The organism is Alterinioella nitratireducens, from assembly GCF_013155465.1.
In the GTDB taxonomy this organism is placed as follows: Bacteria; Pseudomonadota; Alphaproteobacteria; order Rhodobacterales; family Rhodobacteraceae; genus Alterinioella; species Alterinioella nitratireducens.
The window spans coordinates 400,419-426,749 of record NZ_JABJVX010000001.1 but is presented as its reverse complement, the minus strand read 5'-3'; the positions used below and the strand labels follow the sequence as shown (position 1 = coordinate 426,749).

Below are 26,331 nucleotides of genomic sequence, written 5' to 3'. Positions count from 1 at the left end.
CCCGAGGGTTATTCCGGGCTCCAGGCCTCGTAATCGCTGCGCTCGGCCGGCACCGCGCGGCGGATCGACCCGGCGGGCGCATAGGCGTTTTCCGTGCCGGTCAGGTTGGGAATATGCGGCTTTTCCCAGGTCTTGTGAACCATGGGCCGGTCGGTCGGCGGCTCGGCATAGGTGTGGTGCAGCCAGCCATGCCATTCCGGCGAGACGCGGCTGCCCTCGACCAGGCCGTGATAGATCACCCACCGGCGGCTGTCATCGGCGTTGCGATAGTAGATATTGCCCTGATCGTCCTCGCCCACCTTCTGGCCCTTGCGCCAGGTGAAAAGCTGCGTGCCGATGGTCTGGTCGTTCCACCAGGTGAACAGGCGATTGATGAACGCAAGCATTTGGGCCTCCGGCAAGGGGGTAATCGTCGCCTTCCCTAATGCCGCAACTGGGCGGGGAGGTCCAGCGCGAAAGCCTCGGGCAGGGTGACGCGGGCAGAGGTCCGCACCCCCTGCCCGCGCGGCGTCTCAGGCGGCCAGCGCCGAGGCGACGTCGGTATAGTCCAGGCCAAGCGCCTCGGCGACGGCCTTGTAGGTGACCTTGCCGTTCCAGACGTTGAGACCGTTTGCCAGATGCGGATCGGCGCGCAGTGCTTCCTGCCAGCCCTTGTCGGCGATGCGCAGGGCATGCGGCAGCGTCACGTTGTTCAGCGCATAGGTCGAGGTGCGGGCCACGGCACCCGGCATGTTGGCGACGCAGTAATGCACGATACCATCGACCAGGTAGGTCGGATCGGCATGGGTGGTCGCCTTCGAGGTTTCGAAACACCCGCCCTGGTCGATGGCCACGTCGACCATCACCGCGCCGGGCTTCATCGTCGACAGCATGTCGCGGCTGACCAGCTTGGGCGCGGCGGCACCAGGCAGCAGCACCGCGCCGATGACCATGTCGGCCTCGGCCACGCATTCGGCGAGGTTCGCCTGGTTCGAGAAGCGCGTCATGGCGCGGGCCTCGAAATGGATTGCCAGACGCTCCAGCACTTCCGGGTTGCGGTCGAGGATGGTGACATCCGCGCCAAGCCCCACGGCCATCTGCGCCGCGTTGAACCCGACGACGCCGCCGCCCAGGACGGTGACCTTGCCCGGCGCCACACCCGGCACACCGCCAAGCAGCACGCCGCGCCCGCCATGGGCCTTTTCCAGCGCCGAGGCCCCGGCATGGACCGACATCCGGCCCGCGACCTGGCTCATCGGCTTGAGCAGCGGCAGGCCGCCATGGCGGTCGGTGACGGTCTCATAGGCGATACAGGTCGCGCCCGAGGCCACGAGATCCTTGGTCTGGGCGGGATCGGGGGCGAGGTGCAGGTAGGTATAGAGGATCTGCCCCTCGCGCAGCATCGCGCGCTCACCGGCCTGGGGTTCCTTGACCTTGACGATCATGTCGGCGGTGGCAAAGACCTCTTGCGCCGTATCGACAATCGCGGCGCCCGCGGCGCGGTAGGCGTCATCCTCGGCCCCGATTCCGGCCCCGGCCCCCGCCTCGATCACGACCTGATGGCCATGCGCGATCATCTCTTCGGCGCTTTCGGGCGTTATGCCGACGCGGTATTCGTGGTTCTTGATTTCCTTCGGGCATCCGATCTTCATGGCGCTGGTCCTCCCCCTATGCGTGAATTGCGCGTAAAATACCCGCGAAACGCCGGGATTTTGTTGATTTTTTCCTGATGTTATGCTGAGTTTCTGCAAGTTTCTTGCGCATCAACCACGGTATCCGGAAAATAATGGACCAGATCGACACCCGCATCCTGCGCGCCCTGCAACGCGATTCGCACCGCCCGGTGGCCGATCTGGCCGCCGATCTGGGTCTCTCCGCCTCGGCCTGTCACCGCCGCATCAAGGCGCTTGAAGGCGCGGGCATCATCGCCGGATACGCCGCCCGGCTGAGCCGCAGGAAACTGGGCTTCAGCCTGCTGGTCTTTGTCGAGATCACCCTGAAAAGCCAGGAACGCAGCGTGCTGCAGGCGTTCGAGCAGGCGGTGCGCGCCGCCGATGACATCCTGGAATGCCACCTGACCAGCGGCCAGGCCGATTACACCCTGCGCGTCAGCGCCCGCGACATGGACGATTACGACCGCATCCACCGCGACGGGCTGGCCACCCTGCCCCATGTCGCGGCGATGCACACGACCTTTGCCCTGCGCCCCATCAAACACTGGCAGGGCTACCCGGTCAGATAGGGGTTTTGCTTGGCCGGGGGCTTCTGTAGGTTGCCCCCAAAGGCCCATAAAAACGAGAGGTTCGAGGGGGATCACATGCAGTTAGTGTTTCACATCGGCGCGCCCTGCACGGATGACGACCGGCTGATCAAGTCGCTCCTGCGCAACCGCGAGGCGCTGGCCCGCGACGGCATCGCCATCCCCACCCCGGCGCAGTATCGCGGCGTGATCTCGGACACGATGCGCGCGCTGGCCGGTGCGCCTGCGCCGCTCGAAATGCAGGACGCCATCCTTGAGGCCGCGCAGGTGCCCGATGGTGCCGCGCGGGTGGTGTTCTCGGATGCCAAGATCGTCACCATCCCGCGCCTGGTCATGATCGGGCCGCAGATCTGGCCCAAGATCGAGCGCAAGGCGCGCAACCTGCGCAACCTCTTCCCCGAGGCCGAGGTGGAGTTCTTCGTCGGCATGCGCGACCCCGCCACGCTGATCCCGACGCTTTTCAAAGGCTCGCGCTTTACCGATTTCGCCGAGTTCACCGACGACATGCAGCCCCTCGCGCTGGCCTGGTCGGAAATGCTGATGCGGATGCGCGCCGCGGTGCCCGACAGCCCGGTCACGGTCTGGTGCAACGAGGATACGCCGCTGATCTGGGGCGAAGTCCTGCGCGAGATGGCCGGCTGCAACCCGACGGCCCCTCTGGCGGGCGTCGATGACCTGCTGGAGGAGTTGATGGAGCCCAAGGGTTTCAAGCGGTTGCAGGAATATCTGGAGAAGAACCCGCCGGAAAACGAGATGCTGCGGCGCCGGGTGACGGCGGCCTTCCTCGACAAATACGTGCGCGACGACATGATCGAGGAAGAACTGGACACACCCGGCTGGTCGCCCGAGATGCTGGAGGCGATGACCGACGCCTACGAGGATGACATGGACGCGGTCGCCCGCATCCCCGGCGTCACGCTGATCACGCCGTGAGACCGGGGCGATGCGCGGGGTCGACCCCGCGCACGCAAACTGCGTCGACGCAGTTTCCCCCCCCGCAATCAGCGCATGCCCAGGGCTTCCTTGTACATCTCCAGCACCGCCTCTTCCTCGGCGATATCGTCGGGCTCGCGCTTGCGCAGCGCCACGACCTTGCGGATCACCTTGGTGTCATAGCCGCGCCCCTTGGCCTCGGCCATGACCTCCTTCTGCTGGTCCGCGATGTCCTTTTTCTCGGCCTCGAGCCGCTCGAACCGTTCGATGAACTGGCGCAGCTCGTCTGCGGTCACGCGGTAGCTGTCGGGGGGGGAGGAAGCGGTGTCGTCCATCACGGGCCTGCCTTTGTTGTTGGAAATCAGCTCTTGCCAGCGGTCTACCCCGACGCCCGCGCCCTCGCAAGACTTGCGAAGCGGCCCCCGGCGGGCTAAGGCCCAAAACGGCAGAGGGGCGGCGAAAGGATATCGGGGATGGTGTGGCTGGTCTGGGTCGGCGCGGGGCTGACATTGGCGGGGCTGGTGCTGATCGGCTATTGCATCGCGGCGGCGCTCAGGGTGCGGCGCGCGGGGCTGGCCGACGAGGAGACGCGCGCACGCCTGCAACGCATCGTCTTCATCAACATGGGCGCGCTGTTGCTGTCGGCCCTCGGGCTGATGTCGGTCGTCCTGGGCGTGCTCCTGGCCTAGGCCCGCCCTATTCCAGCCGCGCCGCCCCCAGGATCAGACCCGGTCCGGCCTCCTGCACGATCACCACCACGGGTGTGTCGCTGGCATCTGTCAGGCTGAGGCGGAAAGGCTCCTCGCCGGTCCAGGTGCCGACCTGCGACCATTCGGTGACGATATTGGTATAGGTGAAGGTGCGGCCCGCATTCTCGCCGCGCCGGATCTCGACGGTTGCCGTCGGATCGTAGCGCACGACCTGCACCACCATCGCGTCATCAGGCATCGCCATTGTGGCCTCGGCCTCGATATTCAGGACCGAGCCCTCGCGGCTCAGCCGCACATGCACCGGGTATTCGACCTCGCGTTGGGTCATGATCAGGTCGGCCACGCGCATCGTCTCGCTGCCGACGACATGCTCGCCGCCGCCAATGATCATCTGGGGCGTGTAGACCATGCGCCGCCCCGCCGCGCGGGCATAGGCGTGCTGACGGCGGGTGAACTGGCGCGAGGCAAAAGTGTCCTCCCACCCGATGTAATCCCAGTAATCGACATGCAGCGCCAGCGGGATGACGTCGTCGCGCGTCGCGAGCTCGGCCAGAAGCGCATCGGCGGGCGGACAGGCGGAACAACCCTGGCTGGTAAAAAGCTCGATCACGACGGGTACATTCACGACGGGGCCATCCGCGCGCGGCGCGGTGGCCGGCGCGAGGCCGAGGATCAGGGCGAGGGCAAAGGCGATGCGGCGCATGGGGGTCCCTTCGGGTCTATGACCTAGACCTAGCCATCCGAAGCCCGGCTTACCAATCAAGCCTTTGCGATATTTCGTTACAGCCAGCGGCCTGTGGTCTGCATGTAACGGCGCGCCTCCAGCCCGAAGGTTTCGATCAGGCGTTCTTCTTCCGGTTGAATGAAGCGCAGGGTGAGGACCGAGATGAACAGCCCCGGCAGCAGCGCCGCGCTGAGCGCCCCGAGCCAGAGCACATAGCCCGTCAGCATCGCCACCAGCCCCAGGTAGATCGGATTGCGCGAGAAGCGGAACGGGCCCTCGGTAATCAGCACGCGCGGCGCGTGATGCGGCTCGATCGTGGTGCGCTTGGCCTGGAACCACAGCGCGGACCAGACGATCAGCCCCGCTCCGCCCGCGATCAGCACCAGCCCGAGCCCCCAGAAGACCGGCCCGAAGGCCAGCACCAGCGGCAATTCGCGCGCCAGCAGCCAGGCGGCGAGGCAGAAACCCGCGAACCAGATCGGCGGCAGATCGGGAAATCCCTTCATCAAGCGTCACTGGAAGATCGACAGGTCGAGGTCCAGCCCGCAGCCAAGCCAGATCGCGTGATCGCGGTGATCGGCCAGTTGCGCCGGTTTGCTCTCGCCGGTGATCGGATGGGCGAAGACGACCAGCCCGCCCCGGTTCAACGCCAGCCAGGGCAGCAGGCGGGCGAACTCCTCGGGCGTGGCGGACAGCTGGCACGAGCCGCAGGGATGCGGGCCGACGGGCTTGTCATGCAGCCGGCCCATCCCGACGCCGAAAACCTCATGCGCCGCCTCGCACAGCTCCTGCGCCCGCGCGCGGGTCTGCGCCGTGAAATAGACATGGGCGTGATAACCCTTGATTTCGGCGGTTCCGGTCATGGCGCAAGCCCCCCCTCTCGTAACCGCCCCAGTCTAGATCAAGCGCGGGAGTATCGCCAGAGGCGGTTGGGGGCCTGCCCCGTCAGGACACCGCCCGAACTGGGGCAGTTTCTGCGGCGGTTCCACCGAAAATCCCGAGCCGCGCCTTGAGGGCGTCCGGCAACAGCCGCGCGGTGGAAATCCGCGGCTGTGCCATCTCGGGGATGATGCGCTCGGCCCCGTAGAGGTCGAGATATTCGGCGTGGTTGTCGAAGGCGGCGCGTCCGAGATTAGAACCGTATCCGTCATAGCCGATTTTCTGCCCGGAAAGGCTGTTGGCGTTGGTCAAGATGAAATAGAGGCCGCCATCGACGATCATCGGATCGTTGCCCGGCCCCGCAGGCCCCACCACGGTCACCGGGTTGGGGGAATCCGTCAAGGTCGCCGACTGTCCCGAGTTGGTCATTCCGTCGTCGATGGCGTCCAGATTGTCGGAACGCCTACTGCTTTCAACCGTTCCTGACCCGGCTACGATCGACCTGTCGGGCGGCGTGGATCCGAGAGGTAACAGAAATCGTAAGTCGCAGGTATTGGCTCAGTCCAATCTCCATCATCGCATCGGGTAAGGCGCGCCTTCGGGCGGGCGCGGGTATGCAACGCGCCAAGCACGTGCCTATTCTCACCAAAACAGGCTTTCCGGTCGCAACGCGGCCCGTCATGATTTTCCAGCGCGCACAGGGTGGGCAGTCCTGCCCTCCGATAACCTTGGAAAAGGTGGGCAGATCCCTGCCCACCCTGCCCGTCACCCCGCCTTGGCCAGGTCGCGCAGCACGTAATGCAGCACGCCGCCATGTTCGACATATTCCTTCTCGATGGCGGTATCTATGCGGCACTTGAGTGTGATCTCCTTCACCGTGCCGTCCTCCATCGTGATCTTGCAGGGCACCTCCTGCTGCGGCTTGACCTCGTCGAGCCCCAGGATCGAGACCGTTTCCTTGCCGGTCAACCCAAGCGTCTTGCGGGTGTCGCCGCCGGTGAACTCGAACGGGATCACGCCCATGCCGACGAGGTTGGAGCGGTGGATACGCTCGAAGTTTTCCGCGATCACGGCCTTGACGCCCAGAAGCGCGGTGCCCTTGGCTGCCCAATCGCGCGAGGAGCCCGCGCCGTATTGCTCACCGCCGAAGATGACCAGCGGCGTGCCCGCCTCCTGATGCGCCATCGCGGCGTCGTAGATCGAGGTCTGCTTGCCGTCGGGCCCAAGCGTGTAGCCGCCCTCGACCCCGTCCAGCATCTCGTTCTTGATGCGGATATTGGCGAAGGTGCCGCGCATCATGACCTCGTGGTTGCCGCGCCGTGAGCCGTAGGAGTTGAACTCGCGCACCGGCACCTGGCGTTCGACCAGGTATTGACCGGCGGGCGTGCTTTCCTTGAACGACCCGGCGGGGCTGATGTGGTCGGTGGTGACCATGTCGCCCAGAACCGCCAGCACCTTGGCATTCTCGATATTCGAGATCGTGCCGGGTTCCTTGCTCATGCCCTGGAAATAGGGCGGGTTCTGCACATAGGTGGATTGCGGCGGCCAGTCATAGGTCTCGGCCTCTGAGGTTTCCACCTGCTGCCATTTCTCGTCGCCCTTGAAGACATCGGCGTATTTCTCGATGAAGGCTTTCCGGGTCACCGTCTTCTGGACCAGGTCGGCGATCTCCTTCTGGGAGGGCCAGAGGTCTTTCAGGTAGACCGGGTTGCCGTCCTTGTCCTCGGCCAGCGGATCCTTCGTGATGTCGATATTCATGTCCCCGGCCAGCGCATAGGCCACGACCAGCGGCGGGCTGGCCAGGTAGTTGGCGCGCACGTCCGGTGAAATCCGGCCCTCGAAATTGCGGTTGCCCGACAGGACCGAGACGCCGATCAGATCGTTGTCGTTGATCGCCTTGCTGATCGCGGGCTCCAGCGGGCCGGAATTGCCGATGCAGGTGGTGCAGCCATAGCCCACGAGGTTGAAGCCGATGGCATCCAGATCGTCCTGAAGCCCGGCGGCTTCCAGGTATTCCGAAACGACCTGGCTGCCCGGCGCCAGCGAGGTCTTGACCCAGGGCTTGCGGTTCAGGCCCAACTCGCGCGCCTTGCGTGCCACCAGCCCCGCGCCGATCATCACGTAAGGATTCGAGGTGTTGGTGCAGGACGTGATCGAGGCGATCACGACCGAGCCGTCATGCAGCTGGTAATGGCCGTCCTCGGTGCTGACGAAGGCGTGCTCGTGCTGGCCGGTACTGCCGGGGATGTCGCGGGGCTCGGGCGCGCCGCCTTCGCCCAACCAGCGCGTCTCATCCTTGGCCCGGACATCGCGGCCTTCGCGGAAGCCGTTGACATATTTCGTGAATTCCGACGCGGCGGCATCCAGCGCGATGTGATCCTGGGGCCGTTTCGGGCCGGAAATGGCGGGCACGACCGACCCCATGTCCAGGCTCAGCGTGTCGGTATAGATCGGCGCATAGCTGTCATCGCGCCACATGCCGTTTTCCTTGGCATAGGCCTCGACCAGCGCGATGCGGTCCTTGTCGCGGCCGGTCAGCTCCAGGTAGCGCAGGGTTTCGCCGTCGATCGGGAAGAAGCCGCAGGTGGCGCCGTATTCGGGGGCCATGTTGGCGATGGTGGCGCGGTCGGCCAGCGGCAGGTGGTTCAGACCCTCGCCGTAGAACTCGACGAACTTGCTGACCACGCCCTTTTTGCGCAGCATCTCGACCACTTTCAGCACCAGGTCGGTGCCGGTGCAGCCCTCGACCATCTTGCCGGTCAGCTCGAAGCCCACAACCTCGGGGATCAGCATGGAAATCGGCTGCCCCAGCATCGCGGCCTCGGCCTCGATCCCGCCGACGCCCCATCCCAGGACGGCCAGGCCGTTGATCATGGTGGTGTGGCTGTCGGTGCCGACCAGCGTGTCGGGATAGGCCACGCTCTCGCCATTCTGGTCCTCGTCGGTCCAGACCGTCTTGCCCAGATATTCCAGGTTGACCTGGTGGCAGATGCCGGTGCCCGGCGGCACCACGCGGAAATTGTTGAACGCGCCCTGCCCCCATTTCAGGAACTGGTAGCGCTCCATGTTGCGTTCATATTCGCGGTCGACGTTCATCTGGAAAGCACGCGGGTTGCCGAACTCGTCGATCATGACCGAGTGGTCGATGACCAGATCGACCGGGTTCAGCGGGTTGATCTGCTGCGCGTCGCCACCAAGCGCCACGATGCCGTCACGCATCGCCGCCAGATCAACGACCGCCGGAACCCCGGTGAAATCCTGCATCAACACGCGCGCAGGGCGATAGGCGATCTCGCGCGGGTTCTGGCCGCCCTTGTCGGCCCAGTCTGAGAACGCCTTGATGTCGTCCACCGTGACGGTCTTGCCATCCTCGAAGCGCAGCATGTTTTCCAGCACTACTTTCAGGGCGGCGGGCAGCTTGGAGAAATCGCCAAGCCCGGCGGCCTCGGCGGCGGGGATGGAGTAATAGGCGACGGACTGGTCGCCAACGGTGAGCGTCTTGCGCGTCTTGGCGCTGTCTTGACCGACGGTAATGGGCATGGGTGGGGCCTCCCTGAACTGCGCGGAAATTGGGTATCGCTGCCGCTTCACATGCCAGCAAACCCTGCCCCGATCAAGGGGGGTGCGGCGATTTTGTATGCAATGGCATACTGAAATTGAGGGGTTTCGCGCTGTGACAGGCTGGCGCTTCCCCCCTTGCCCGGTTTGGGCTAGGGGTTCGGCCCATGACGCTTGTTGTAGACGCCCTGTCCTGCGCCCGAGGCGGTGTTCCGATCCTGACCGGGGTGGGCTTTGCGCTGGCGCCGGGCGAAGGGCTTGTCCTGCGCGGGCCGAACGGGTCGGGCAAGACAACCCTGCTGCGCGCGCTGGCGGGGCTGACGCCGCCCGTCGCGGGCCGGATCGACGCGCCCGAGGATGCGATCGCCTACGCGGGCCATGCCGACGGGCTGAAAGCGCAGCTCAGCGTCGCCGAGAACCTGACCTTCTGGGCGGGTGTCTTCGGCGGGCGCGACATATCGGCGGCGGTCGAGGGGTTCGACCTTGCGGGCCTTCTGGACCGGCGGGCAGGCAACCTTTCGGCGGGGCAGAAACGGCGGCTGAGCCTGGCGCGGCTTCTGGTTACCGGGCGGCCGATCTGGTGCCTGGATGAACCCACAGTGTCGCTGGATACCCAGAACGTCGCCCGCTTCGGCGCGGCTGTGCGCGGGCATCTGGACGCGGGCGGGATCGCCGTCATCGCCACCCATATCGACCTCGGGCTGGAGGATGTGCAAAGCCTCGACATCACCCCCTTCATCGCACGGACCGAGCGCCAGAGCGCCGATCCGTTCCTGTCCGGGGGCGCGTTGTGAAGGGACTTCTTCTACGAGATCTTCGGCTCGCCTTCCGCGCCGGCGGCGGGTTCGGGCTTGGCCTTGCCTTCTTCCTGATCGTCACCGTCCTGATGCCCTTCGGGATCGGCCCCGAGACCGCGACCCTGGCCCGCATCGCGCCGGGGATTCTCTGGATCGGGGCGCTTCTGGCCTGCCTCTTGTCGCTGGACCGCATCTTCGCGCTGGACTGGGAGGACGGATCGCTCGACCTGCTGGCCACCGCGCCGCTGCCGCTGGAGGCCGTCGCCGCCGTCAAGGCGCTGGCGCATTGGATCACCACCGGCCTGCCGCTGGTCGCGCTCAGCCCGGTGCTGGCCGTGCTGCTGAACCTGCCCGCCGAGGGGTTCCCCTGGCTCATCGCGTCGCTCACGCTCGGCACGCCCGCCCTTTCCGCCATCGGCAGTTTCGGCGCGGCGCTGACGGTGGGGCTGAGACGCGGCGGGCTGCTCATGTCGCTATTGGTGCTGCCGCTCTATGTGCCGACGCTGATCTTCGGGGCCGAGGCCGTGCGGCGCGGGGCGGACGGGCTGGACGCCGCCACACCGCTGGCATTGCTGGCCGGGGTCACGCTGGCGACGCTGGCCGCGATGCCCTTCGCCGCCGCCGCCGCCCTCCGCGTCAATCTGCGCTAGGCGCGCGTCCTCAAGCCCCATTGTGATGCAAGGTAACGCGGCATAGGTTGCGGCGCATGTCGATCTGGGAATATGCAAATCCACGCAAGTTCATGGCCCTTTCGGGCGCTGTGCTGCCATGGGTCAGCGCAGCTGCCGCGATCGTGCTGGTCGGCGGGCTGATCTGGGGCTTCTTCTTCACGCCCGACGATTTCCGCCAGGGCTCCACCGTCAAGATCATCTACCTGCATGTGCCCGCCGCGATCATGGCGACCTCGGTCTGGTTCATGATGCTTGTGACCTCGCTGATTTGGCTCATTCGCCGCCACCATGTCAGCGCCCTGGCCGCCAAGGCCGCCGCCCCCGTGGGCATGGTCTTCACGCTGATCGGTCTTTTCACCGGCGCGGTCTGGGGGCAGCCGATGTGGGGCAGTTGGTGGGAATGGGATCCGCGCCTGACCGCCTTCCTGATCCTGTTCCTCTTCTACCTCGGTTATATCGCGCTGTGGGAAGCGGTCGAGAACCCGGACGCCGCCGCCGACCTGACCTCCGTTCTGTGCCTTGTCGGCACGGTCTTTGCCGTGATCTCGCGCTACGCGATCCTCTTCTGGAACCAGGGCCTGCATCAGGGCGCGTCGCTGTCGATGGATGCCGAGGAAAACGTGGCCGATGTCTTCGCCTACCCGCTCTGGACCAGTATCGGCGGGTTCTTCCTGCTCTTCCTGGCGCTCGTGCTCTACCGCACGAGGACCGAGATCCGCGCCCGCCGCCTGCAAGCGCTGGTGCAACGCGAGAGGATGGCATGATGCCGGATCTGGGGGCCTACCGGGTCGAGGTGCTGTCGGCCTATGCCGGGACGCTGCTGCTTCTCGCGGTGCTCGTCGCCGCATCCATCTGGAAGGCGCGGCGCACCTTGCGCCAGTTGCGCGATGCCGAGGCGCGTCGGGAAAACGTCAAATGAAATACAACTGGTTGCTGGCCCTGCCGCTGATCGTCACGGCGGCAATATCGGGTTTCTTCCTGGCGCAGCTTGTGCTCAATCGCGGCGATCCGGCGAGGGGGGGCGATTCCGCCGCCCTGCCCTCGACCCGCGCGGGCAGCGTGGCGCCGGATCTCGACCTGCAACCGCTCGCGCAATTGCCCGGACTGACCCGCGCCGATCTTGAAGGCAACGGGTTGGTGATCGTCAATTTCTTCGCCAGCTGGTGCGTGCCCTGCCGCGCCGAGCACCCGACCCTGACCGCGCTGGCCGAGGCGGGCAACCCGCTTTACGGGGTGAATTACCGCGATGCGCCCGACGATGCGCTCGGCTTCCTGTCCGATCTCGGCAACCCTTACGACCTGATCGGGGCCGATCCCGAGGCCCGTGCCGGCCGGGAGTGGGGCGTGGCGGCGTTGCCCGAGACCTTCTTCGTCAACGACGAAGGTATCGTCGTGCTGCATTTGCGGGGCCCGGTCCTGCGCCGCAGCCTGCGCAACCAGGTGATCCCGGCCTTGGCCGAGGCCGGTTACACGCTGCAAGGCGCCGAGGCCATCGCGCAGCAGTGACGAACGCCCGTCCCGTCCCTCTCGCCGTTGGCAAGACGGATATTCCTGCCCGCCGCCTGAACTGGCGAAACCGTCCCTGTTCCCGCGCCGCCCGCCCTGCGCGCCAAAGCGCTCTGTTGTGACGCGGGGGAACTTGGCCTAAGACGATGCGGGAATTTCTTGATCAGGGAGGCTTTCGCCCGATGTCCGACGCACCCACCTACGGTTTCGACACGCTGCAGATCCACGCGGGCGCCAAGCCCGACCCCGCCACCGGCGCGCGGCAGACGCCGATCTACCAGACCACCGCCTATGTGTTCCGCGATGCCGATCACGCCGCGGCCCTCTTCAACCTGCAAGAGGTCGGCTATATCTACTCGCGCCTGACCAACCCCACCGTCGCCGTGCTGCAAGAACGCATCGCCACGCTGGAGGGCGGCGCCGGTGCGGTCTGCTGTTCCTCGGGCCACGCGGCGCAGATCATGGCGCTGTTCCCGCTGATGGGGCCGGGCAGGAACGTCGTGGTCTCGACCCGTCTCTATGGCGGCACGGTCACCCAGATGAGCCAGACCATCAAGCGCTTCGGCTGGTCGGCCAAATTCGTCGATTTCGACGATCTGGACGCGGTGAAATCGGCGATTGACGAGGACACCCGCGCGGTGTTCTGCGAAAGCATCGCCAACCCCGGCGGCTATATCACCGATATCCGCGCCATTGCCGACATCACCGATGCGGCGGGGCTGCCGCTGATCGTCGACAACACATCGGCCACGCCCTACCTGTGCAACCCGATCAGCCTGGGCGCGACGCTGGTGGTGCATTCCACCACCAAGTTCCTGACCGGCAACGGCACCGTCACCGGCGGCTGCGTCGTCGATTCGGGCAAGTTCGACTGGATGGCGTCGGACAAATTCCCCTCGCTCAGCCAGCCGGAACCGGCCTATCACGGGCTGGTCTTCGCCGAGGTGCTCGGGCCGATGGCCTTCACCTTCCATTCCATCGCGATCGGGCTGCGCGACCTTGGCATGACGATGAACCCGCAGGCGGCGCATTACACGCTGATGGGGATCGAGACGCTGTCGCTGCGCATGGAACGCCATGTCGAGAACGCGGTGAAACTGGCGAAATGGCTGGAGGCCGACGACCGGGTCGATTTCGTGACCTATGCGGGGCTGGAAAGCTCGCCCTATTATGCCCGGATCGAGAAGGTCTGCCCGAAAGGTGCCGGCGCCCTCTTCACCTTTGCCGTGAAGGGCGGCTACGAGGCCTGCGTGAAGCTGGTCGATTCCCTTGAGATCTTCAGCCATGTCGCCAACCTGGGCGATACGAGGTCGCTGGTGATCCATTCGGCCTCGACCACGCACCGGCAGTTGACGCCGGAGCAGCAGGAGGCGGCGGGCGCGGCCCCGAACGTGGTGCGCCTGTCGATCGGGACCGAGAATTTCGAGGATCTGATTGCCGATCTGGACCAGGCATTGACCAAGGCCACCGCCTGACCTTTGCGTCGGATTGCCTGACGGCAATCCGATCCGTGGGGGGCTGTCTGCCCCCCACACCCCCCGCCCCCCACACCCCCCGAAGGTATTTCTGGCAAAATGAAGATGAGGGCGCGCGCGTTAAGGGTAACGGGCATGCGTTAGAGTTCGTCGCGTTCATTCGCATTCACGCAGGCGCCCTCTAACCTCTTGATGACGCATGTCCGAGAAGCTCAAAACCGGTTCCCACTTTTGATCGACATGCTCTAATCATTTGACAGGGTTCAGTTTTCGATCTCGTAGGTGATCGTGACCTGCGCCGTGAGGGACAGCGCGCCTTCCGCCACCGGGACCGCGCTGCGCGTGGCCATCTCCATCATCTGCGGGCGCGGCTCGGGGCCGGTCTGCTCGGACAGCTCCAGCACATCGCCAAGCGTGACGCCCGCCGCCTCGGCATAGAGCGCGGCGCGGGCCTGCGCGGCCTCCACCGCCGCGATGCGGGCCTCGTCGGTCAGGGGCCCGGGCTCCTGCAGGCCGAAGCTGATGCCGCGGAACTCGTTCGCCCCGGCCTCGGCCACCGCATCGAGCACCTCGCCGAGCGCGTCGATGTCGCGCACGATCACGGCAAGCGCATTGGTCACGCGGTAGGCCTCGATCCGGGCCGGGTCGCCGCCGCCCTCGCGCGCGTCCTGCCAGACCGGGGTCAGATCGAAGCGGGTGGTCTGCATGTCCGCCTCGGCGATACCGGCCCCCCGCAGCACCTCGAAGATGCGCGCCATGCGGGCGGAGTTCCGCGACAGCGCATCGGCAGCGGCCGCATCGCGGGTGACGACGCCAAGCGAGATCGTCGCCATGTCGGGGCTGGCCTGGACCTCACCGCGTCCGGTTACCGTCAGGATTGCGGGATCATCGGCCAGGGCCGGAGTTGCGACCGGGGCGGCCAGGATCAGACCCAGAACAAGGACAATAGGTTTCATGCGGCGACTTTCCTTTTACATTTTGCCCAAAGAGCTTAGGATGATTTCCGCCAACCCGCACCCGGTCGGGCGGCAGTAGGTTTTCCTTGGCGAATTCCTGCTATAGAGACCGGGTTTTCAGGATGAGGGCCGTCCCGGGGGGATTCGCGGCCCGATCTGACCGAACGGCATCAGAGGCATCAATGGCACCGGAATTCGCTCTGTTTCTATCACCCGATGGAATCGCATTGGCGCATCGCCAGCCAAAGGGCCATTGGGCCGTGCTGGCCGATACGCCGCTGGATGTGGACGACCTGTCGGTCGCGCTGACCGCTCTGCGCAAGCGGGCCGAGGAGCGGGCGGATGGCAAGTTCACCACGCTGGTGGTCCTGCCCGACGACCAGGTTCTGTTCACGTCGCTGACCGCGCCCGGCCCCGATGAGGAGGATCGGCTGGAGCAGATTCGCAGCGGCCTGGAGGGGCTGACGCCCTACCCGGTCGAGGATCTGGCCTTCGATTACACGCCGCTGGAATATGGCCGGGTCAAGCTGGCGGTCGTCGCGCGCGAAACCCTGGCCGAGGCCGAGAGCTTCGCCAAGGAACACGGGTTCGAGCCGGCGGGCTTTGCCGCGCGGCCCGTGGACAATCGCTTTCCGGGCGTGGCGCTGTTCGACCGCGAACCAGACTGGACCGCATCGCTGACCGAGATCGAGTTCGGGCGCGACAGCTGGCCCAAGTCGAATGCCAAGCCCGCAGAGGCAGCAGCAGCGGAACTGGCAAAGGAGGCCGTGCCCGAGGCTGAGGCCGATAGAGCGCCCGACAAGGCCGAGGACGCGGCGAAGGCGGCGACAGCCAAGACCAAGGACGCACCCGCACCGAAAGACGAGCCGAAAGACGAGCCGAAGGACAGGACCGACCCGCCAGAAGCCGCCGAAGGGGCGGACGGCCCGGCCCCCGATCCCGTCACCGGAGACGCGGTCAAGGCCCCCTCCAAGGCCGCGAAGCCCGCGACCGGCACAGCGGTCGAGACCACGCGGGACAACGCCGAAAACGCCGCGCAGGTGCAACTCTCGGCCCTGTCCCTGCCGGAGGGTTTCGGCCTGCGCCGGGATCGCGACAACCCGGACGATGCCGTTGCCGACCGGATCGGCTCGCGCCCGCCGCGCTTCGGTATTTCCCCTCCCGAGTTGAGCCGCGGCACCGCCACGGGCGACGACATGGGCGACGACACTGGGGACGACACGGGCGACCGCCCGCGCTTCGGACGCGGCGAGACCCTGCCCGATCCGCTTGACGACCCGGAAACCAGCCCCGCGCGCCCCTCTGCCGCCGGTCCCGCGCCGGAACTGCCGCCGCTGACGCGGACCAAGCTCCAGGCGCAGCGCGCCAGCACAAGCCTGTCCTCCTCCGACCCTGTGCCCCGCCCCGACCTGCCGCCGCTCTCGACCGCGACCGGTGCGGGGGGGGCCGCGAAACCCGCACGGCGGGGGCGGCTTTCGGGCATGGGCAAGCGGCTGAGCGCGAAGAAACAGTCGCAGACCGGCGCGGCCCCGGCGCCCGAGGCGGAGGCAGGGGCGGAGGCGGCTCCGACACCAACCCCGGTCGGCTCGATCCGGTCGCGGCTCAAGACGCTGGCCCGACGCCCCGGCGCGAAAAGCGGCACGGCTGCCGACTCCGCGCAGGAGCGCCAGGAAAACCCCGCCGCCAAACCCGCCACCATCGCGCCGCCGCCCGCCACCAAGCCGCGGCGCGCGGAAAAGGCGGCCGGGCGGAAATCCCCCGCGCCGACCGCGCCGATGACGGATGCCGATGCCTCGCTGACCGGCGGGCTTCTGGCGCGCGAGGCGATGTCCAGGCCCAAGGGTCCGTCGCTGCGCGCGGGTCTGATCCTGACGCTGATCCTGCTGGCGGTGCTCGGCCTGATCGCGATCTGGGCCGCGCTCTACCTGCCCGACACCGCGCTTGCGCGCTGGCTCGGGATGGGGCGGGAGGAGCCGGTGATAACCGTCTCCGAACCCGCCCCCGAAATCGCCGCGCCGCCCGCCCTGCCCGAGGCCGGGACCGCGGGCGACGGCATCGCGGGCCTGCAGCCCGAGGCCAGCGCGCCCGAGGTGCCCGCCGAGACGCCGGAGGCGCCCGAGCTTCTGCCCGATATCGACGCCGACCTCGATCTTGCCCCGGTCGCGCCGCGCGTCGATCCCGAGACGCTCCTGCCCACACGCGCGGAAAACGAGGCCTTCTATGCCCGCACCGGCATCTGGCAGCGCCCGCCGGTGATCGACCTGCCGGTGCCGGAAGAGGCGCTGGACGATGTTCTGCTGGCCAGCCTCGATCCCCCCGTCACCATCCATGACGCCATCGCCCTGCCCGTCCCCGCCTTCAATCCCGCGGGCGACCTGCCGCGCAGGCAAACCATTCCGGTCGATCCAGACACGGAGTTTGTCTTCGATGATAACGGGTTGGTCGTGCCGGAGGCCGAAGGCGCGCTGAACCCCGATGGTATCTTGATCTATGCGGGCACGCCGGAGGTCACGCCGCGGCCGCGCCCCGGCGACAACCCGGCAGCCCTGGCCGCCGCCGAGGCCGAGGCCGATGGCACAGCGGGCGAGGCCGATCCGACGGCAGGCGCGATCGACACCGCCGTGCTGGCCGCGCTGCGCCCCGATCAGCGCCCCGCCGATCTGCAGGAAACCCGCGAACGGCAGATACTGGGCGGCATCTCCTATTCCGAACTGGCGCGCATCCGGCCAGATACGCGCCCCGCCTCGATCCAGGAACTTGCCACCGCCGAAGTGACAGAATCCGAGGCCGAGACCCTCGCCCTGGGGACCGACCCCGCCGAGATCACGAGCGACAGCCCGATGGCCGTCGCGGTCTCCTTCGTGCCGTCCACCCGGCCCGCGAATTTCGCGGCACTGGTCGAGACCGCGCGCGAGGCCGACAGCACCGAGCCCGCGCCCGTCGTAGCCGCCAGCATCTCGGATACGGTGCAGCCCTCGGTCCCCAGCTCGGCCTCGGTGACCCGCGCCGCGACCCAGGAAAACGCGATCAACCTGCGCCGGATCAACCTGATCGGCGTCTCCGGCAGCCCGTCGGACCGGCGCGCGCTGGTGCGCCTGCCCTCGGGCCGCTTCGTCACGGTCGAGCGCGGCGATCGCCTCGATGGCGGCCAGGTCGCCGCGATCGGCGAGAATGCCCTGCAATATATCAAGCGCGGCCGCACGATCACGTTGGAAATGCCGGCGGGTTGACGCAGGCGCTGCGCCGATCCGGATCGGTAGGTTCGAATTGCCTTCGGCAATCCGACCGGTTGGGGGGCTCGCCCCGTCGCCAGTGTCGCCCGGACCAATGGCGCAACAATGACGATCCCCCAGGATATTTTCAGACCAAGGAAGGCGCGCTGGTCCCGGTGAAATCAAGCCTGGGTCAGAGCAGCACCACCGCCGCCAGCCCCAGGAAGGCGAAGAAGCCCACGATATCGGTCACGGTGGTGACAAACGCGCCCGAGGCCAGCGCCGGGTCGATCTTGAGCCGTTCCAGCGTCACCGGCACCAATACGCCCGCAAGCCCCGCGATCACCAGGTTGATCACCATGGCGACCGCGATGACGCCGCCAAGGGCGGCCGATGCGAACCAGAAATAGCCGATCAGCCCCATGACGAGGGCAAAGGCCAGCCCGTTGATCAGGCCCGCCCCGGCCTCGCGCAGGACGACGCGCATGAGGTTCGAGCCGGTGAGGTCGCGCGTGGCGATGGCGCGCACCGCGACGGTCAGGCTCTGGGTTCCGGCATTGCCGCCCATCGAGGCCACAATCGGCATCAGCACCGCCAGCGCCACGAATTGCGCGATGGTCTCCTCGAACTGCGCGATGACGGCGGAGGCCAGGATCGCGGTGATCAGGTTGACGAAGAGCCAGGGAAAGCGGCGTTTCGTGGTCTCGAGAATGCGGTCGCTGAGGCTGCTGTCGCCGACACCGGCGAGACGCAGGATGTCCTCCTCGGCCTCTTCCTCCAGCACGATCATGGCATCGTCGATGGTGATGACGCCCACCAGCCGCCCGTCGGCATCCACAACGGGGGCCGAGATCAGGTGATACTGGTTGAACGCATAGGCCACGTCGGCCTGGGGCTGGTCGGCGGGGATGGTGCGGAACATCTCCTCGACCAGATCACGCATCATGACGGGGCGTGGGGTGGACAGGAGCCGCCCGAGCGTCACGTTGCCCACCGGCTTCATGCGCGGGTCGACCAGGATCACGTGATAGAACTGTTCGGGCAGATCCTCGGTCTGGCTGCGCAGGAAATCAATGGTCTCGCCCACGCTCCAGAACTCGGGCACGCGGACCACCTCGGTCTGCATGAGGCGGCCGGCGGAGTCCTCGGGATAGCTGAGCGCGGCCTCGACCGCCGCCCGGTCATCATCGTCGAGCGCGCCGAGGATGGCCTGCTGCTGCCCGGCATCCTCGATATCCTCCAGAAGGTCCACGACATCGTCGCTTTCCAGGTCGCGCACCGCCTCGGCCAGCGCGCCCTCGGGCAGGAGCGAGATGACCTCCTCGCGCAGCACCTCGTCGAGATCGGAGAGCACCTCGCCGTCGATGGCGCGGCTGTAGGCGCCGAGCAGCTCGGCCCGCTCGCCCGAGGACATCTGTTCCAGAAGGTCGGCGATATCGGCGGGGTGGAGCGGTTCGAAAAGCGCGTCCAGCCGCGCCTCGTCCCCCGCATCGACCGCCGCGATGACATCCTCGTAGAGCGTCGCATCCAGTGCATAGGCGTCCTCGTAGCCCTCCGTGCCGCTCAACTCGTCTTTTGCCATAGGCCTGCCCCCGGGTCGCTGTTCGGGCTCAACATAAAGCGGCGGGTGCGGAGATGACAGGGGGAAGGCTGCCGGAAATGACGGGGGCAACTGCGTGGACGCAGTTGCGGGCGCCTGTGGTGAGGCAGGGGCCCATGCCGTCCGGGACGGTGCCTGGCAGAGAGCGACGGCAGCCTGCGGCGCAGGTATTTATGGCAAAATGAAAGGGTGTCCGGTCAGCAAGGAGAGGCCAGCACCAGCACCCGGATTGTGCCGTCGGAGGCGAAGCCGTAAAGCGTCGCGCGCCGGTCCAGCATGTTGCGGCGGTGGCCGGGGGACGCCGCCCAGGCGGACAGCGTGGCGGCATCGCTGGCCTGCCCCAGGGCGATGTTCTCGGCCACGAAACAGGGCGTCAGCCCCGCGCGGCGCACACGCTCCATGACATCCGATCCATAGCGCCCCTCATGGCTGAGGCGGCCCGTCGCGGCCAGATCGGCGGCATGGCTCGCGGCGGTGGCGTCCAGCGTGCCCATCCGTTGCAGGGGCGCGCGCCCTTCCGCTTCTCGATAGGCGTTCAGCGCAAGGTCGGCCTCTGCCGGGATTGGCAGCAGTACCAGGACGACGAAGAGGACAAGCCGGGGGATCATGCGCCCATCCCGCCTATGCCATCAATGCCGCGGCAAGGCTGCGCTGGCGCGCGAGCGTGCCGGCCAGGTCAATGCTGGTGATCTGGCCACCCGCCACGATCCGGCGGCCCTCGACCAGCAGGTCGCGCACGCGGGTCGGTCCCGCAAGCAACGCCGCGCCCATGTCCCAGTTGCCCGCCGCCTCGACGCCCGACATGTCCCAGATCGCGATATCGGCGCGTTTGCCGGTCGCGATCTGGCCGCAATCATGCCGCCCCAGAACCTCCGCCCCGCCGCGCGTGGCGATCCACAGCGCCTCGCGCGCGCTCATCGCGTCGGCGCCGCTCTGCACCCGTTGCAAGAGCATCGCCATGCGCGCCTCGGCCACCAGATTGCCGGAATCGTTGGAAGCCGAGCCATCGACGCCGAGCCCCACCTTGACGCCTGCATCGCGCATCGCCCGGATGGGCGCGATGCCCGAGCCAAGCCGGCAGTTGGAACACGGACAATGCGCGATCCCGGTGCGGGTTTTCGCAAAGAGATCAATTTCTTGCCCATCGAGTTTCACGCAATGCGCATGCCAGACATCATCGCCGGTCCAACCCAGGTCTTCGGCATATTGGCCGGGGCGGCAGCCGAATTTCTCCAGGGAATAGGCGATATCCTCGTCGTTCTCGGCCAGGTGCGTATGCAGCATCACGCCCTTGTCACGGGCCAGGATCGCCGCGTCGCGCATCAGATCGCGGCTGACCGAAAAGGGCGAACAGGGCGCGATGCCGACGCGGCACATGGCGCCCTCGGCCGGGTCGTGGAACGCGTCGATGACACGGATGCAATCGTTCAGGATGTGGGCTTCACGCTCGACCAGGCTGTCGGGCGGGAGGCCGCCATCGCTCTCGCCGATGGACATGGCGCCACGGGTGGGGTGGAAGCGCATGCCGATCTCCGCGGCGGCGGCGATGGTGTCATCCAGCCGCGCGCCATTGGGATAGAGATAGAGGTGATCCGAGGTCAGCGTGCAGCCCGAGAGCGCCAGTTCGGCCAAACCGGTGAGCGCGGAGACATGTATCTCCTCCGGGCCGAAGCGGGCCCAGATCGGGTAGAGCGTCTGCAACCAGCCGAAAAGCAGCGCGTCCTGTGCTTGCGGCACCGCGCGGGTCAGGCTCTGGTAGAGATGGTGGTGCGTGTTGACGAGGCCGGGTGTCACCAGGCATCCGGCGGCGTCGATTGCCTCGCCGCCCGTCAGGCCCGCGCCGATCTCGGCAATCACGCCGTCCCGTACCCGGATGTCGACGCCGGCAAGTTCCCGCGCCGCATCATCCATCGTCAGGATCAGGCTGGCGGATTTTATCACGATTTCAGTCATATATGTCTCACACTTCATCCGGCCCGTTTGGTGTCACGAGGTGTGAGGGCGCGTGGCATAAAACGGGTGAAAGGCGGCCAGGCATCCCTGCCGAGCAGCCTAGCGCGCGCCCCACCCGCCGCAAATCCTAAAAATCAGATAGGATTTTCAGGACATTTCGATGCAGTTCGGGACAGCCCGCCGCAACCGCGCGCCCGCCCTCATGGACCGGGCCGCCCTGCCAGTCGGTGACGATGCCGCCCGCCGCCTCGATCACCGCGATGGGGGCGGCGATGTCATAGGCGTTGAGGCCCGCCTCGATGACCAGATCGACATGGCCGCCCGCGACCAGCCCGTAGGCGTAGCAATCCATGCCGTAGCGGGTCAGTTGCACCCGGTCGCGCACCGCTTCGAAGCCGCGCCGTTCCGCCGCGCTGCCAAGTTCGGGGAAGGTGGTGAACAGAACCGCCTCGGCCAGGCCCCGGCCCCGGCGGGTGCGCAAGGGACGGGGTCCGTGCGGGCCGGTCAGCTCGGCGCGGCCAAAGCCGCCCTCGAACCGCTCGCCGATATAGGGCTGGTCAATGAGGCCATAGAGCGGGCCATCCGTCCCCTGCACCGCGATCAGCACGCCCCAGGTGGGCGTGCCGGAGATGAAGGCGCGGGTGCCGTCGATGGGGTCGAGCACCCAGGTCAGGCCGCTGGTGCCGGGGGCCGCCCCGAATTCCTCGCCCAGGATGGCATCCTCGGGGCGGCGCTCGGCCAGGATGGCGCGCATCGCGGCCTCGGCGGCGCGGTCGGCCTCGGTCACCGGATCGAAGCCGCCCGCCAGCTTGTTCTCGGCGGCCAGGTCGACGGTGCGGAAATAGGGCAGGATCACCGCGCGCGCGGCATCTGCCATGGCATGCGCCGTGGCGATCAGATCGTCGGTCAGGTCTTGCGATAACGCGGGGCGGGTCATGGGCGCGGGCCTTCTTGCTGCTCGCACGCCCCGTGGCACGGCCCCGCCCCTGCCGTCAAGCGGCGCTGCCCGACAGCACGCGGGCCAGCTCGAACAACTGGCGGCGCTGGTTTTCCGGAATCGCGTAGTAGGAGCGGACCAGTTCCAGCGCCTCGCGGTCGGCCAGAACGTCGCCGGGCAGCGGACCCGACGCCTCCGTGCCGCCCTCCAGCCCGTCGAAGAAATAGCTGACCGGCACATCCATCGCGCCCGCAATTTCCCACAGGCGCGAGGCGCTCACCCGGTTCATGCCGGTCTCGTATTTCTGGATCTGCTGGAACTTGATGCCGACCTGTTCGGCCAGTTGCTGCTGCGTCATCTCGACCATCCAGCGGCGGTGGCGGATCCTCTTTCCAACATGGACATCCACGGGATGCTTCATAGTCCTCGATACTCCATACGCTCGACCCTTGCGCACAACCATAGGTGGAAGCGCGGCCATAGGGAACCCGCGATTGCCCGGTTGCATCCTGCTAAGGTAGCGCTAGCCTCGGCGGCGGCAACTGGAACGAGAGGAAAATTGATGCGCGCCTTCCGATTGAACGGGTTCGATACCGCGCCGGAGATCGAGGAACTGCCCCGCCCCGTGCCGCAAGAGGGCGAGGCGCTGGTGCGGATCGCGGCCTGCGGGCTGAATTTCGCCGATCTGCTGATGCTGACGGGCCGCTACCAGGACACGCCCGCGCCGCCCTTCACCATGGGGATGGAGGTGGCGGGCATCGTCGAGGCGCTCGGCCAGAACACGGACGGCCCCGCCCCCGGCACCCGCGTGGCGGTCTTTGCCGGTCAGGGCGGGCTGGCCGAGGCGGGCTGCTTTCCGGTCGCGCGCATGGTGGCGATCCCCGATGCGATGCCCTTCGACCAGGCGGCGGGGTTCCTGGTGGCCTATGGCACCTCGCACCTGGCGCTGGACCACCGGGCGCGGCTGCAGAAAGGCGAACGGCTGCTGGTCCTGGGGGCCGCGGGCGGTGTCGGGCTGACGGCGGTCGAGATCGGCGCCGGCATGGGGGCCGAGGTGATCGCCTGCGCCCGAGGGGCCGCCAAGCTGGAGGTGGCGCGCGCGGCCGGGGCGCACCACCTGATCGACAGCGAAACGGGCGATATCCGCGAGGCGGTGCGCGCGCTTGGCGGGGCCGATGTGGTCTATGACGCGGTCGGCGGCGACCAATTCAAGGCGGCGATGCGCGCGAGCAATCCGAGCGGGAGGCTGATCCCCATCGGCTTTGCCAGCGGCGAGGTGCCGCAGATCCCCGCCAATATCCTGCTGGTCAAGAACCTGACCGTGATCGGGTGCTACTGGGGCGGCTATGTGGGCTTTGCGCCCGACATCCTGCGCGACAGCCTGGCGGAGCTGTTCCGTCTCTACGAGGCGGGCCGCCTGCACCCCCATATCGGCGCGACCTACCCGCTGGAGCGGGCCGCCGATGCGCTGGCCCTGATGAAGGCGCGCAAATCGACCGGCAAGGTGGTGGTGGTGATGTCGGGCTGACCATGGTCCGCGCTTGCGCCTTGTTGCCGTTGGCGTCGAATTGCCTTCGGCAATCCGACCGGTTGGGGGGACGCTGTCCCCCCAAACCCCCCTGGGATATTTTCAGAACAAAGAAGGGGGCAGGCGCAGGCCAGGGACGGGGGGAGCCCGGCTAGAGCATGTCTCTCAAAAGTGGGAACCGGTTTTGAGCTTCTCGGACATGCGTCATCAAGAGATTAGAGGGCGTTGCGTGAATGCGAATGAACGCGACGAACTCTAGAGCGTCGCGAAGGCCTGGCGGACGAACTCCACCATGGCCTTTTCCGGCTCGCTCTTGGCCAGGTCGGCGCCGTACATGTTGATCTTGACCTGCGGCAGGTCCGGCAGCGCGCCGCCATGGCGCAGCTGCGCGACATAGCGCGGCTCGGCCCCCTCGATACAGGCATTGACGGCCAGATCGGCGCTGATCGTGGCCTCGATGGTGCGGGTGTTGTCGCTTTCGACGGCCATTTCCCAGGGGATCCCGGCGCGGTCCAGCTCGCGCTGCACGGCATGGCGGAAGATGCACATCTCCTCGAAGGCCAGGCGCAGCGGGCGCGCGCGCCATTGCTGCCCGTCGATGGCCCCGACCCAGACCAGGGGGCGCTCCAGCAGGGTCTCGCCGCCGCTGTCCAGATGCGGTTCGGTGGCCAGCGTCAGGTTGACCTCGCCGCGTTCCAGCATCCGGCGCAGGCGCGAGGTGAAGGAGCTGACCAGCTGCACCTTCATTCGCGGAAAGGTCGCGTTGAAACGTTGCAACACCTGCGGGATCGCCGGGTAGATGATGTCGCTCGGCACGCCCAGGGCCAGCTGCCCCTCGTAATCCTGCGCGGTCAGCCGGGTCATCGCCTCATCGTTCAGCGACAGCATCCGGCGCGCGTAGCTCAGCATCTGTTCGCCCTGCCGGGTCAGCGCCAGCTTGCGCGCCGAGCGATCCAGAAGCGAGACACCGACGCTTTCCTCAAGCCGCTTCAACTGCATCGAGACCGCCGATTGCGTGAGGTTCAGGAAGCCGCTGGCACGGGTGACGCCGCCGGTATCGGCGACGGTCACGAAGGCGCGCAGGGCGGTCATATCGAGATTTCGCATTCATCACGTTCCTTGATGCAAGCGTTCATGAACATTCATTTTCATAATGGATATGGGCGGCCTACATATCAAGCATCGAAATGATCCGACTGCTGAAAAGGCCTCCTCCCATGGCACATACCCTCCTGCACCGCCCCGTCACCACCGCCCGCCGCCCGTCCGTTCTGGCCTATGCCGCTGCCGGCCTCTCCGCGTGGCGCCAGCGCCGCGCCCTGACCCGCCTGGACGCCGCCGCGCGCCGCGACCTGGGCCTCTCCGAGGCGGATGTCTATGTCGAATCCAACCGCCCGGCCTGGAACATTCCGGCGGGCTGGCTGCGCTGAGCCGGAATTTCCGGAAAATTCGCGCGGGATCGGTCCCGGTTATCCTTGAATTTGCGCCCCGCCTTGCCGATATTCAGGCAGGAGGCGGGGCGCATGTCGTTCCGCCATACGAATCACTTGCCTTTCATCGGAGGATTCCATGGCAGAGTTTGACACGATCCGGTCGCGCGGCGCAGCCGTAAGCCAGGCCGAGATCGACCAGGGCCTGCGGGCCCACATGAACAAGGTCTATGGCACCATGTCGATCGGCATGGTGATCACCGCCGCCGCCGCGTGGGCGATCTCGGGCCTTGCCGTCACCGATATTCCTGGTGGCGTGCCCCTGCGTCCCGGCACGTATCTGACCGGCCTTGGCGAAACACTGTATCTCACGCCGCTGAAATGGGTGGTGATGTTCGCGCCGCTGGCCTTCCTGCTCTTCGGATGGGGCGCGCTGATGCGCCGGGGCTCGGCCGCTGCCGTCTCGCTCGGCTTCTTCATCTTCTCCGCCGTGATGGGCGTCTCGATGAGCTCCATCTTCCTGGTCTTCACGCCCTATTCCATCGTGCAGGCCTTCCTGGTGACCGCCATCGCCTTCGCGGGGCTCAGCCTGTTCGGCTACACCACCAAGCGCGACCTCAGCGGCATGGGGACGTTCCTGATGATGGGCGTGTTCGGCCTGCTTGGCGTGATGATCGTCAACCTCTTCATCCAGTCCGAATTGATGATGAACGTGATCGCGGTTGTCGGCCTGCTGATCTTCGCCGGTCTCACCGCCTTCTACACCCAGGCGATCAAGTCCGAATACGTGGCCCACGCCGCGCATAACGACCAGGAGTGGCTGGACAAGGCCGCCGTCGATGGCGCGTTGAGCCTCTATATCGCCTTCCTGAACATGTTCCAGTTCCTGCTAATGTTCCTCGGGCAACAGGAATAACAGCGGCGCAAGCTGACAGGATCAAGGGCCGGTCGCCAGTGACCGGCCCTTTTTTCATGGCCAGGGCGCCAGACGGAAAACGGGCCGCGACTGGATCACCAGCGCGGCCCGTTTGCAAAGCGGTTCGGCAGATCGGCTTACTTGATCTTGCCTTCCTTGTATTCGACATGCTTGCGCGCGACGGGGTCGTATTTGTTCACGACCATCTTCTCGGTCATCGTGCGTGCGTTCTTCTTGGTCACGTAGAAGTGGCCGGTGCCCGCCGAAGAATTGAGGCGGATCTTGATGGTGGTCGGCTTCGCCATGT

At 66.8% G+C, this 26,331-nt stretch carries 29 protein-coding genes; 13 read left to right on the top strand and 16 right to left on the bottom strand.

What is annotated here, in order from left to right:
- Positions 1–8: 8 nt before the first annotated feature.
- Entirely contained in the window at positions 9–386 is a 378-nt protein-coding gene (locus HNS34_RS02090; protein WP_172317486.1) for an NADH:ubiquinone oxidoreductase subunit NDUFA12, read from the bottom strand.
- Between the two features lie 126 nt (positions 387–512).
- A complete protein-coding gene (gene ald, locus HNS34_RS02085) occupies positions 513–1,631 on the bottom strand; it encodes an alanine dehydrogenase (protein WP_172317484.1) in 1,119 nt (372 codons plus the stop codon).
- 134 nt (positions 1,632–1,765) lie between these two features.
- Between ald and HNS34_RS02080 the strand changes: the two genes are divergently transcribed.
- The gene (locus HNS34_RS02080; RefSeq protein WP_172317482.1) at positions 1,766–2,221 is read left to right on the top strand and encodes an Lrp/AsnC family transcriptional regulator; all 456 of its coding nucleotides are present in this window, start codon (positions 1,766–1,768) and stop codon (positions 2,219–2,221) included.
- 75 nt (positions 2,222–2,296) lie between these two features.
- Positions 2,297–3,172, top strand: coding sequence for a hypothetical protein (locus HNS34_RS02075; RefSeq protein WP_172317480.1), 876 nt, complete (start codon positions 2,297–2,299; stop codon positions 3,170–3,172).
- Between the two features lie 68 nt (positions 3,173–3,240).
- On the opposite strand, the gene HNS34_RS02070 is transcribed toward HNS34_RS02075, so the two are convergent.
- Positions 3,241–3,507 carry a DUF2312 domain-containing protein gene (locus tag HNS34_RS02070; RefSeq protein WP_172317478.1) on the bottom strand — a complete coding sequence of 89 codons (267 nt, stop codon included), beginning with the start codon at positions 3,505–3,507 and terminating at the stop codon, positions 3,241–3,243.
- 138 nt (positions 3,508–3,645) lie between these two features.
- On the opposite strand from HNS34_RS02070, the gene HNS34_RS02065 reads away from it, so the two are divergent.
- A complete protein-coding gene (locus HNS34_RS02065) occupies positions 3,646–3,861 on the top strand; it encodes a hypothetical protein (RefSeq protein ID WP_172317477.1) in 216 nt (71 codons plus the stop codon).
- Between the two features lie 7 nt (positions 3,862–3,868).
- On the opposite strand, the gene HNS34_RS02060 is transcribed toward HNS34_RS02065, so the two are convergent.
- The 5 genes from HNS34_RS02060 to acnA all read right to left on the bottom strand — a co-directional run bounded on the left by HNS34_RS02060 (position 3,869) and on the right by acnA (position 9,025).
- Complete coding sequence (locus tag HNS34_RS02060; RefSeq protein WP_172317475.1) at positions 3,869–4,585, bottom strand: DUF1223 domain-containing protein; 717 nt, start codon at positions 4,583–4,585, stop codon at positions 3,869–3,871.
- A gap of 77 nt (positions 4,586–4,662) precedes the next feature.
- Positions 4,663–5,112, bottom strand: coding sequence for a methyltransferase family protein (locus tag HNS34_RS02055; RefSeq protein WP_172317473.1), 450 nt, complete (start codon positions 5,110–5,112; stop codon positions 4,663–4,665).
- 6 nt (positions 5,113–5,118) lie between these two features.
- The gene (locus HNS34_RS02050) at positions 5,119–5,469 is read right to left on the bottom strand and encodes a DOPA 4,5-dioxygenase family protein (protein ID WP_172317471.1); all 351 of its coding nucleotides are present in this window, start codon (positions 5,467–5,469) and stop codon (positions 5,119–5,121) included.
- An 82-nt stretch (positions 5,470–5,551) separates the two neighbouring features.
- Complete coding sequence (locus HNS34_RS02045; RefSeq protein ID WP_172317469.1) at positions 5,552–5,914, bottom strand: hypothetical protein; 363 nt, start codon at positions 5,912–5,914, stop codon at positions 5,552–5,554.
- A 336-nt stretch (positions 5,915–6,250) separates the two neighbouring features.
- Positions 6,251–9,025: an aconitate hydratase AcnA gene (gene acnA, locus HNS34_RS02040; RefSeq protein WP_172317467.1), complete on the bottom strand. Its 2,775-nt coding sequence runs from the start codon at positions 9,023–9,025 to the stop codon at positions 6,251–6,253.
- Positions 9,026–9,210: 185 nt separating this feature from the next.
- Between acnA and ccmA the strand changes: the two genes are divergently transcribed.
- From ccmA to HNS34_RS02010, 6 genes are all read left to right on the top strand, one after another.
- Positions 9,211–9,837, top strand: a complete 627-nt coding sequence (ccmA, locus tag HNS34_RS02035) for a heme ABC exporter ATP-binding protein CcmA (RefSeq protein WP_172317465.1) — start codon at positions 9,211–9,213, stop codon at positions 9,835–9,837.
- Positions 9,834–10,490, top strand: a complete 657-nt coding sequence (gene ccmB / locus HNS34_RS02030) for a heme exporter protein CcmB (RefSeq protein WP_172317463.1) — start codon at positions 9,834–9,836, stop codon at positions 10,488–10,490. Before ccmA ends, ccmB begins: the two co-directional genes overlap by 4 nt.
- A gap of 56 nt (positions 10,491–10,546) precedes the next feature.
- Entirely contained in the window at positions 10,547–11,275 is a 729-nt protein-coding gene (gene ccmC, locus HNS34_RS02025) for a heme ABC transporter permease CcmC (protein WP_172317461.1), read from the top strand.
- Complete coding sequence (ccmD, locus tag HNS34_RS02020; RefSeq protein WP_172317459.1) at positions 11,272–11,430, top strand: heme exporter protein CcmD; 159 nt, start codon at positions 11,272–11,274, stop codon at positions 11,428–11,430. The genes ccmC and ccmD overlap by 4 nt, the downstream gene beginning before the upstream one ends.
- On the top strand, positions 11,427–12,017 hold the full coding sequence (locus tag HNS34_RS02015) for a DsbE family thiol:disulfide interchange protein (protein ID WP_172317457.1): 591 nt from the start codon (positions 11,427–11,429) through the stop codon (positions 12,015–12,017). The genes ccmD and HNS34_RS02015 overlap by 4 nt, the downstream gene beginning before the upstream one ends.
- 182 nt (positions 12,018–12,199) lie before the next feature.
- Positions 12,200–13,492 (top strand): O-acetylhomoserine aminocarboxypropyltransferase/cysteine synthase family protein, encoded by a 1,293-nt coding sequence (locus tag HNS34_RS02010; protein WP_172317455.1) that lies wholly within the window; start codon positions 12,200–12,202, stop codon positions 13,490–13,492.
- Between the two features lie 263 nt (positions 13,493–13,755).
- Here the strand turns inward: HNS34_RS02010 and HNS34_RS02005 are convergent, their stop codons facing one another.
- Positions 13,756–14,448 (bottom strand): SIMPL domain-containing protein, encoded by a 693-nt coding sequence (locus HNS34_RS02005; protein WP_172317453.1) that lies wholly within the window; start codon positions 14,446–14,448, stop codon positions 13,756–13,758.
- 182 nt (positions 14,449–14,630) lie between these two features.
- Here HNS34_RS02005 and HNS34_RS02000 point away from each other — a divergent pair, with 182 nt between their 5' ends.
- Positions 14,631–17,678 (top strand): hypothetical protein, encoded by a 3,048-nt coding sequence (locus tag HNS34_RS02000; protein WP_172317451.1) that lies wholly within the window; start codon positions 14,631–14,633, stop codon positions 17,676–17,678.
- Between the two features lie 175 nt (positions 17,679–17,853).
- Here the strand turns inward: HNS34_RS02000 and mgtE are convergent, their stop codons facing one another.
- From mgtE to HNS34_RS01975, 5 genes are all read right to left on the bottom strand, one after another.
- Positions 17,854–19,242, bottom strand: coding sequence for a magnesium transporter (gene mgtE, locus HNS34_RS01995; protein ID WP_172317449.1), 1,389 nt, complete (start codon positions 19,240–19,242; stop codon positions 17,854–17,856).
- Positions 19,243–19,457: 215 nt separating this feature from the next.
- Positions 19,458–19,868 carry a CAP domain-containing protein gene (locus HNS34_RS01990; protein ID WP_214647392.1) on the bottom strand — a complete coding sequence of 137 codons (411 nt, stop codon included), beginning with the start codon at positions 19,866–19,868 and terminating at the stop codon, positions 19,458–19,460.
- 13 nt (positions 19,869–19,881) lie between these two features.
- Positions 19,882–21,213, bottom strand: a complete 1,332-nt coding sequence (locus tag HNS34_RS01985; RefSeq protein WP_172317447.1) for an 8-oxoguanine deaminase — start codon at positions 21,211–21,213, stop codon at positions 19,882–19,884.
- A gap of 127 nt (positions 21,214–21,340) precedes the next feature.
- The gene (gene hisN / locus HNS34_RS01980) at positions 21,341–22,150 is read right to left on the bottom strand and encodes a histidinol-phosphatase (protein ID WP_172317445.1); all 810 of its coding nucleotides are present in this window, start codon (positions 22,148–22,150) and stop codon (positions 21,341–21,343) included.
- A gap of 55 nt (positions 22,151–22,205) precedes the next feature.
- Positions 22,206–22,571 (bottom strand): helix-turn-helix domain-containing protein, encoded by a 366-nt coding sequence (locus HNS34_RS01975; protein WP_172317443.1) that lies wholly within the window; start codon positions 22,569–22,571, stop codon positions 22,206–22,208.
- A 141-nt stretch (positions 22,572–22,712) separates the two neighbouring features.
- Here HNS34_RS01975 and HNS34_RS01970 point away from each other — a divergent pair, with 141 nt between their 5' ends.
- Entirely contained in the window at positions 22,713–23,678 is a 966-nt protein-coding gene (locus tag HNS34_RS01970) for an NADPH:quinone oxidoreductase family protein (RefSeq protein ID WP_172317441.1), read from the top strand.
- 255 nt (positions 23,679–23,933) lie between these two features.
- On the opposite strand, the gene HNS34_RS01965 is transcribed toward HNS34_RS01970, so the two are convergent.
- Positions 23,934–24,785 carry a LysR family transcriptional regulator gene (locus HNS34_RS01965; RefSeq protein WP_172317439.1) on the bottom strand — a complete coding sequence of 284 codons (852 nt, stop codon included), beginning with the start codon at positions 24,783–24,785 and terminating at the stop codon, positions 23,934–23,936.
- Positions 24,786–24,895: 110 nt separating this feature from the next.
- On the opposite strand from HNS34_RS01965, the gene HNS34_RS01960 reads away from it, so the two are divergent.
- Together HNS34_RS01960 and HNS34_RS01955 are read left to right on the top strand one after the other, a co-directional pair.
- Positions 24,896–25,108: a YjiS-like domain-containing protein gene (locus tag HNS34_RS01960; protein ID WP_172317437.1), complete on the top strand. Its 213-nt coding sequence runs from the start codon at positions 24,896–24,898 to the stop codon at positions 25,106–25,108.
- Positions 25,109–25,247: 139 nt separating this feature from the next.
- Positions 25,248–26,024 (top strand): Bax inhibitor-1/YccA family protein, encoded by a 777-nt coding sequence (locus tag HNS34_RS01955; protein ID WP_172317435.1) that lies wholly within the window; start codon positions 25,248–25,250, stop codon positions 26,022–26,024.
- A 137-nt stretch (positions 26,025–26,161) separates the two neighbouring features.
- On the opposite strand, the gene rpmG is transcribed toward HNS34_RS01955, so the two are convergent.
- Positions 26,162–26,329, bottom strand: a complete 168-nt coding sequence (rpmG, locus tag HNS34_RS01950; RefSeq protein ID WP_035256543.1) for a 50S ribosomal protein L33 — start codon at positions 26,327–26,329, stop codon at positions 26,162–26,164.
- Positions 26,330–26,331: the final 2 nt, after the last annotated feature.

Coding starts and splice junctions, on each gene's coding strand:
- HNS34_RS02090 (WP_172317486.1), bottom strand. CDS start 386: ATGCTTGCGTTCATCAATCGCCTGTTCACCTGGTGGAACGACCAGACC.
- ald (WP_172317484.1), bottom strand. CDS start 1,631: ATGAAGATCGGATGCCCGAAGGAAATCAAGAACCACGAATACCGCGTC.
- HNS34_RS02080 (WP_172317482.1), top strand. CDS start 1,766: ATGGACCAGATCGACACCCGCATCCTGCGCGCCCTGCAACGCGATTCG.
- HNS34_RS02075 (WP_172317480.1), top strand. CDS start 2,297: ATGCAGTTAGTGTTTCACATCGGCGCGCCCTGCACGGATGACGACCGG.
- HNS34_RS02070 (WP_172317478.1), bottom strand. CDS start 3,507: ATGGACGACACCGCTTCCTCCCCCCCCGACAGCTACCGCGTGACCGCA.
- HNS34_RS02065 (WP_172317477.1), top strand. CDS start 3,646: ATGGTGTGGCTGGTCTGGGTCGGCGCGGGGCTGACATTGGCGGGGCTG.
- HNS34_RS02060 (WP_172317475.1), bottom strand. CDS start 4,585: ATGCGCCGCATCGCCTTTGCCCTCGCCCTGATCCTCGGCCTCGCGCCG.
- HNS34_RS02055 (WP_172317473.1), bottom strand. CDS start 5,112: ATGAAGGGATTTCCCGATCTGCCGCCGATCTGGTTCGCGGGTTTCTGC.
- HNS34_RS02050 (WP_172317471.1), bottom strand. CDS start 5,469: ATGACCGGAACCGCCGAAATCAAGGGTTATCACGCCCATGTCTATTTC.
- HNS34_RS02045 (WP_172317469.1), bottom strand. CDS start 5,914: ATGACCAACTCGGGACAGTCGGCGACCTTGACGGATTCCCCCAACCCG.
- acnA (WP_172317467.1), bottom strand. CDS start 9,025: ATGCCCATTACCGTCGGTCAAGACAGCGCCAAGACGCGCAAGACGCTC.
- ccmA (WP_172317465.1), top strand. CDS start 9,211: ATGACGCTTGTTGTAGACGCCCTGTCCTGCGCCCGAGGCGGTGTTCCG.
- ccmC (WP_172317461.1), top strand. CDS start 10,547: ATGTCGATCTGGGAATATGCAAATCCACGCAAGTTCATGGCCCTTTCG.
- ccmD (WP_172317459.1), top strand. CDS start 11,272: ATGATGCCGGATCTGGGGGCCTACCGGGTCGAGGTGCTGTCGGCCTAT.
- HNS34_RS02015 (WP_172317457.1), top strand. CDS start 11,427: ATGAAATACAACTGGTTGCTGGCCCTGCCGCTGATCGTCACGGCGGCA.
- HNS34_RS02010 (WP_172317455.1), top strand. CDS start 12,200: ATGTCCGACGCACCCACCTACGGTTTCGACACGCTGCAGATCCACGCG.
- HNS34_RS02005 (WP_172317453.1), bottom strand. CDS start 14,448: ATGAAACCTATTGTCCTTGTTCTGGGTCTGATCCTGGCCGCCCCGGTC.
- HNS34_RS02000 (WP_172317451.1), top strand. CDS start 14,631: ATGGCACCGGAATTCGCTCTGTTTCTATCACCCGATGGAATCGCATTG.
- mgtE (WP_172317449.1), bottom strand. CDS start 19,242: ATGGCAAAAGACGAGTTGAGCGGCACGGAGGGCTACGAGGACGCCTAT.
- HNS34_RS01990 (WP_214647392.1), bottom strand. CDS start 19,868: ATGATCCCCCGGCTTGTCCTCTTCGTCGTCCTGGTACTGCTGCCAATC.
- HNS34_RS01985 (WP_172317447.1), bottom strand. CDS start 21,213: ATGACTGAAATCGTGATAAAATCCGCCAGCCTGATCCTGACGATGGAT.
- hisN (WP_172317445.1), bottom strand. CDS start 22,150: ATGACCCGCCCCGCGTTATCGCAAGACCTGACCGACGATCTGATCGCC.
- HNS34_RS01975 (WP_172317443.1), bottom strand. CDS start 22,571: ATGAAGCATCCCGTGGATGTCCATGTTGGAAAGAGGATCCGCCACCGC.
- HNS34_RS01970 (WP_172317441.1), top strand. CDS start 22,713: ATGCGCGCCTTCCGATTGAACGGGTTCGATACCGCGCCGGAGATCGAG.
- HNS34_RS01965 (WP_172317439.1), bottom strand. CDS start 24,785: ATGCGAAATCTCGATATGACCGCCCTGCGCGCCTTCGTGACCGTCGCC.
- HNS34_RS01960 (WP_172317437.1), top strand. CDS start 24,896: ATGGCACATACCCTCCTGCACCGCCCCGTCACCACCGCCCGCCGCCCG.
- HNS34_RS01955 (WP_172317435.1), top strand. CDS start 25,248: ATGGCAGAGTTTGACACGATCCGGTCGCGCGGCGCAGCCGTAAGCCAG.
- rpmG (WP_035256543.1), bottom strand. CDS start 26,329: ATGGCGAAGCCGACCACCATCAAGATCCGCCTCAATTCTTCGGCGGGC.